We start from the raw sequence: 5,058 nt of genomic DNA, 5'->3' as shown, positions 1-5,058 counted from the left end.
TCGGCCGCGGCGTGCGCGTGGGAGTGCCCGGCGGACGCGGCGGCGCCTGAGGTCGCCCCACCCACGGCCATGCCGGAAGCGGCCGTGCCGGACCCGGTCGCGGATCCCCCGTACGTGAACGCCGCGTGCAGCACGCCCTGCGTCGCGCCGATCGCGAGCACGAGGTGCGCGAGCGTCACCCGGCGTCCGCCGAGCGCGAAGCACAGGGCGACCCCGAGCACGAGCGCGAGGGCCAGGACGAGCGGGTGCGGGATCCCGCCGCCGGCCGCCGCGTGGGCGGTCGCCGTGACGAGCGTGCACACGAGGGCGGACAGCGCGGCGCGCAGCGTCCGCTCCTGCCGTGCCTGCACCCGTCCGCCTCCCGGTCGTCCGGTCCAGGGTACGCGAGCGCCCGCGGGGGTCAGCTCGCGGCGGGATCCACCGTCGTCCACGCGCTGCCGTCGGCCGAGCTGCGCTCCACGGCGTCGAGCACGCGCTGCACGCGCAGGCCGTCGGCGAACGACGGCTGCGGCTCGCGGCCCTCGGCGATGTCGTGCACGAGGTCGCGCACCTGGTGCGTGAACGCGTGCTCGTAGCCGAGGCCGTGTCCGGTGGGCCACCACGCCGCCGTGTAGGGGTGCTCGGGCTCGGTGACGAGGACCCGGCGGAAGCCCAGCCGGTCGGCGGGCGCGGTCGCGTCGTACAGCTCGATCTCGTTGAGGCGCTCGAGGTCGAAGGAGATGGCGCCGTCGGATCCGCTGAACTCCAGCCGCAGCGCGTTCTTGCGGCCCGTGGCCATGCGGGTGGCCTCGAAGCTGGCGAGCGCGCCGCCGGAGAGCTTGCCGGTGAAGTAGGCCGCGTCGTCGACCGTGACCTTGCCGCGCTCGCTCGACGCGACGCCGCCGAGGCCGCGCGTCTCGGCCAGCAGCGGGCGCTCCTCCACGAAGGTGCGGAGCAGGCCGCTGACGGCGTCCAGCCTCTCGCCCGTGATGAACTGCACGGCGTCGACGATGTGCGCGCCGATGTCGCCGAGCGCGCCGGATCCGGCCGCCTCCTTGTCGAGGCGCCACGTCATGGGTCCCTCGGCGTCGGTCAGCCAGTCCTGCAGGTAGAGCGCGCGCACCTGGCGGAGCTCGCCGACGGCGCCCTGGGCCACGAGGTCGCGCGCGAAGGTGATGGCGGGCACGCGGCGGTAGCTGAAGCCGACCATCGCGCGGATCCCCTTCGCGGCGGCCCTCTCGGCGGCGGCGGCCATGATCTCGGCCTCCTCCACCGTGTTCGCGAGCGGCTTCTCGCACAGCACGTGCTTGCCGGCCTCGAGCGCGGCGACCGCGACCTCGACGTGCGTGCTGCCGGGCGAGCAGATGTCCACCACGTCGATGTCGTCGCGCTCGATGGCGGCGCGCCAGTCGGTCTCGGCGCGATCCCAGCCCCAGCGGTCCGCGGACTCCTGCGTGCGCGCCCGGTCGCGTCCGACGACGGACACCATGCGCGGCGCGAGCGGCAGGTCGAAGAACGCGGGCGCGACGCGCCAGGCCTGCGAGTGGGCGGCGCCCATGAACCCGTGCCCGATCATCGCGACGCCGAGGGCGCCTCCGGTCTGCTCGGCGGGCGCGGCGGGCTGGGTCTCGGACATGGGACTCCTTCGTCTCATTCGTGCGGGCGGATCCGCGTGCGGGGATTCGTTGCGGGTCACGCCAAACCTACGGGGAGGCCGCGGGCCGGGACAAGGCGGATGCCCGTCCCGACCCGCGGCCTCCGCGGTCCGGCTCAGCGGATCAGTCGACGACGAGCGTCTGCCCCAGCCCGTTGACGCCGGCGTCCTGGTCCCACGTGCCCTCGTTGGCGGTCCGCACGGCGAAGCGCGGATCCGCGGAGGTGCCCGCATCCGTCGACGGCAGCGCGAGCGCGAGGTCGTAGCTGCCCGCGGGCACCTCGTCGAGCGCGACGGAGACGGTCGTGGTGGTGCCGGGCAGCCAGAGCCGCGCGTCGGCCCCGGTCGTGAACGGCACGTCGATCGTGGATCCGTCCGCCGCCGTGAGCGCGAGCACCGCGTCGCGCGGCGTGTAGGGCGCCGCCCACCCGTCGTTGCGCACGTCGACCGAGACGCGCGCGCTGCCGTCGGCCTGCGGCGTGACGGTGCTCGACGTCAGGACGAAGCGGTAGCCGAGCCGCTCGGCGGTCTCCTCGAGGCCGTCGGCGCCCCAGCTGTCGAGCACGTCCTGGTGGTAGTCGCGGTTCAGGTAGCTGTAGTGGTACCGCTCCATCTCGGCGGACGCGCTCGCCCACTCGGAGCGGGGCGGGTTCACGTTGCAGGTCTCGCCGCCCACGGGCACGTACAGGCTCTCGGCCGCGAGGTACTCCTGGTCGAGGGTGATCGGGTTCGAGAGGAACGTGCCCCAGTCGTCGGGCGCGGCCAGCAGGCAGTCGTTGTGGTGGCCGATGCGGGCGAGGGGCGTGTCGGTGTGCGCCTCCGCGGCGGTCACCGCGCTGTCGGCGCCCGCGGGCACGTCGAGCAGCTCCTGCTTCCACTTCATGACGCGCACCTGCACGCTGCGGTCCGCGGGCAGCTCGGCGAGCAGCGCCTCGGTGACCTGCGCGCGCCTGGCCCAGTCGGCCTCGGTGACGACGCCCGGGTTCGCCGGGTCCGCGACGAAGTGGTCGGTGTAGTAGCCCTCGCCCCACACGCCGACCAGCCCGTTCTGCACCACGGGGATCACGTCGGCGTTCGCGCGGAGCACCGGCCCGAGCTGGCGGATGTGCGCGAGCACCACGTCGAGGGGCGCGTCGCCGTACGGCGGTGCGGCGGAGAGGGTCTGCGTGTACGCGAAGCGGGTGATGACCGAGACGCCGGCGGCGCGCGCCGTGTCGTAGTCGGCCTGCAGGAGGTCGAGGTACGCCGGGTCGAGCTCGGGATCCGCCGCGAACGCCTCGAGGTAGGAGACCCGGAGGATCTGCGTGATGCCCTGGTCGCGGTAGCCCTCGAGCGTCGCCCGGTCGAGCGGCGTGTACCCCGTGCCGCCCGCCCGGTAGTGCGTCTCGGTGTGCTTGTAGAAGCCGCGCTGCGGGTTGGCGATGACCCCGTCGGCCTCGGCGTACGAGACGGTCGTCCCGTCCGCCGAGGTGGATGCACGGGGCGACGCGGGGCTCGATGCGGCGGGTGCCGCGACGGATGCGGCCGTGAGCAGCAGCGCTCCGACGGCCACGAGGGACAGCTGGCGTCTCATGGTTCTCCTTCAGGTGGTGGCCGCGAGCGACCGGGTGGGATGGAGGGACGGGCTACTTGAGGCCGCTGGACGCCAGGCCGTCGATGACCCGGCGCTGCAGCACGATGAAGAGGATGAGCACCGGCGCCATGGCCAGCAGGCTCGCCGCCATCACCACCGGGTAGTCGGTGGTGCGGTCGCCGATGAGCGTCGCGAGCCCCGCGGACAGCGGCATCCGGTCGCTGAACGTGGTGACCACGAGCGGCCAGAGCAGCTCGTTCCACGACCACAGGACGGTCGTGATGGCGAGCACGCTCATCGTCGGCTTCGCGAGCGGCAGCATGACCTGCCAGAAGACCTGGAACGGGTTCGCGCCGTCGAGCCGCGCGGCCTCCTCCAGCTCGGCCGGCATGGCCAGGAACGCCGTGCGCATCAGGTAGGTGCCGAAGGCGCTGAAGAGGCCGGGGAGCACGAGGCCGCCGAGGCTGTCGAGCAGGCCGAGGCCCTGCACGATCTGGTACTGCGACAGCAGGTAGACCTGCGACGGCACCATGAGGATCGACAGCACCATCGCGAGGAGCGCCCCGCGACCGCGGAAGCGCATCCGGGCGAACGCGTAGCCCGCGAGGGTGCAGAACAGGATCTGCGCGACCGTGCGGATCGCCGTCACGAGCACCGACGTCTGCAGCTGGTCGAGGAACGGCATGCGGTCGAGCACCTCGGCGTAGTTCGACCACTGGATCTCCGCCGGCCAGAACACGGGGCTCACGCTCTGCACCTCGGCGTTGGTCGACAGCGACATGATGATCTGCCAGAGGAACGGGAACGCCATGACGAGGCCGCCCGTGCCGAGCACGATGTGCGCGACCACGTGGGATCCGCCGCGACGCTGCCTGCGCCTGGACGCGACCGAGGCCGGCCGGAGGCGCACCGCCTGCCCGCTCACCCCTGCACCCACTTCCGCTGGAACCGGAACTGGACGGCGGTCACGATGCCGATGACGACGAAGATCGCCATGGCGACCGCGGCCGCGTAGCCCTTGTCGTTGTTCACGAAGCCCTCTCGGTAGAAGAAGTAGACGAGCGACATGCTCTTGGGGAGCACCGGGTTGCTGCTGCCGAGGATCGCGTAGAGCAGGTCGAAGACCTGGAAGCTCGAGATGACCGTGACGATCGTCACGAAGAACACGCTCGGCGAGAGCAGCGGCACCGTGATCTCGCGGAACTGCCGCCAGCGCGTGGCGCCGTCGAGCTCGGACGCCTCGTACAGCTCCGGCGGGATGTTCTTCAGCCCGGCCGCGAGCACGATGAGGCTGAACCCGAGGGAGGACCAGAGCCCCACGACGGCCACGGCGACGGTCGCGAAGACGGGCGTGCTGATCCAGTACGGCCCGTCGATGCCGACCAGGGCGAGAGCGTGGTTGAGCAGCCCGAAGTCGCCGTTGAAGATGACGCGCCACACCATCGCCACCGCCGTGGGCATCGCCACGTAGGGGAGGAAGAACAGCACGCGGTACAGCGACGCGAAACGGAGGCCCGGCAGGTTGAGGAGGCTGGCCAGGTAGACCGCGATCGGGATCCCGAGCAGCACTATCGCCGTGTACAGCAGCGTGTTGCCGAGCGAGAGGTAGAGCTGCGGATCCTGCAGCAGCCGGACGTAGTTCTCCAGCCCCGAGAACGTGGCACCGCCGAACGGCCCGGTGTCGGTGAACGAGCTGCCGGCCGTGAAGATGATCGGCCAGATGTAGAAGACCAGCACCCCGAGCACGAGCGGCCCGACGAAGAGCCAGGGCCAGGCGCCGTCGCCGACCTGACGGCGGCGGGGCGACGCGGGGGCGGATCCGGGCGGCGGGGCGGGCGTCGTGGCGGCAGGC

At 72.4% G+C, this 5,058-nt stretch carries 4 protein-coding genes and 1 pseudogene; all 5 read right to left on the bottom strand.

Going from position 1 to position 5,058, the window contains the following annotated elements; all coding sequences use genetic code 11:
* Positions 1-350 (bottom strand): annotated as a pseudogene (locus DZG00_RS12080) (hypothetical protein); the annotation flags it as partial.
* 50 nt (positions 351-400) lie between these two features.
* On the bottom strand, positions 401-1,615 hold the full coding sequence (locus tag DZG00_RS12075) for a Gfo/Idh/MocA family protein (protein WP_199688953.1): 1,215 nt from the start codon (positions 1,613-1,615) through the stop codon (positions 401-403).
* 142 nt (positions 1,616-1,757) lie between these two features.
* Positions 1,758-3,206: a DUF4832 domain-containing protein gene (locus tag DZG00_RS12070; RefSeq protein WP_119382569.1), complete on the bottom strand. Its 1,449-nt coding sequence runs from the start codon at positions 3,204-3,206 to the stop codon at positions 1,758-1,760.
* 52 nt (positions 3,207-3,258) lie between these two features.
* The gene (locus tag DZG00_RS12065; protein WP_233549121.1) at positions 3,259-4,056 is read right to left on the bottom strand and encodes a carbohydrate ABC transporter permease; all 798 of its coding nucleotides are present in this window, start codon (positions 4,054-4,056) and stop codon (positions 3,259-3,261) included.
* A 71-nt stretch (positions 4,057-4,127) separates the two neighbouring features.
* Positions 4,128-5,058: carbohydrate ABC transporter permease (locus DZG00_RS12060; protein WP_233549122.1), on the bottom strand; the 931-nt coding region annotated here is incomplete at its 5' end.

This window comes from Clavibacter lycopersici (genome assembly GCF_003576405.1).
GTDB classification, from domain to species: Bacteria; Actinomycetota; Actinomycetes; order Actinomycetales; family Microbacteriaceae; genus Clavibacter; species Clavibacter lycopersici.
Note: the sequence above shows the minus strand (reverse complement) of the source record. Positions and strands in the feature narration are given on the sequence as shown.

Excerpts from the sequence above, each read along its gene's own strand:
- DZG00_RS12070 (WP_119382569.1), bottom strand. The coding sequence starts at position 3,206 with ATGAGACGCCAGCTGTCCCTCGTGGCCGTCGGAGCGCTGCTGCTCACG.
- DZG00_RS12075 (WP_199688953.1), bottom strand. The coding sequence starts at position 1,615 with ATGTCCGAGACCCAGCCCGCCGCGCCCGCCGAGCAGACCGGAGGCGCC.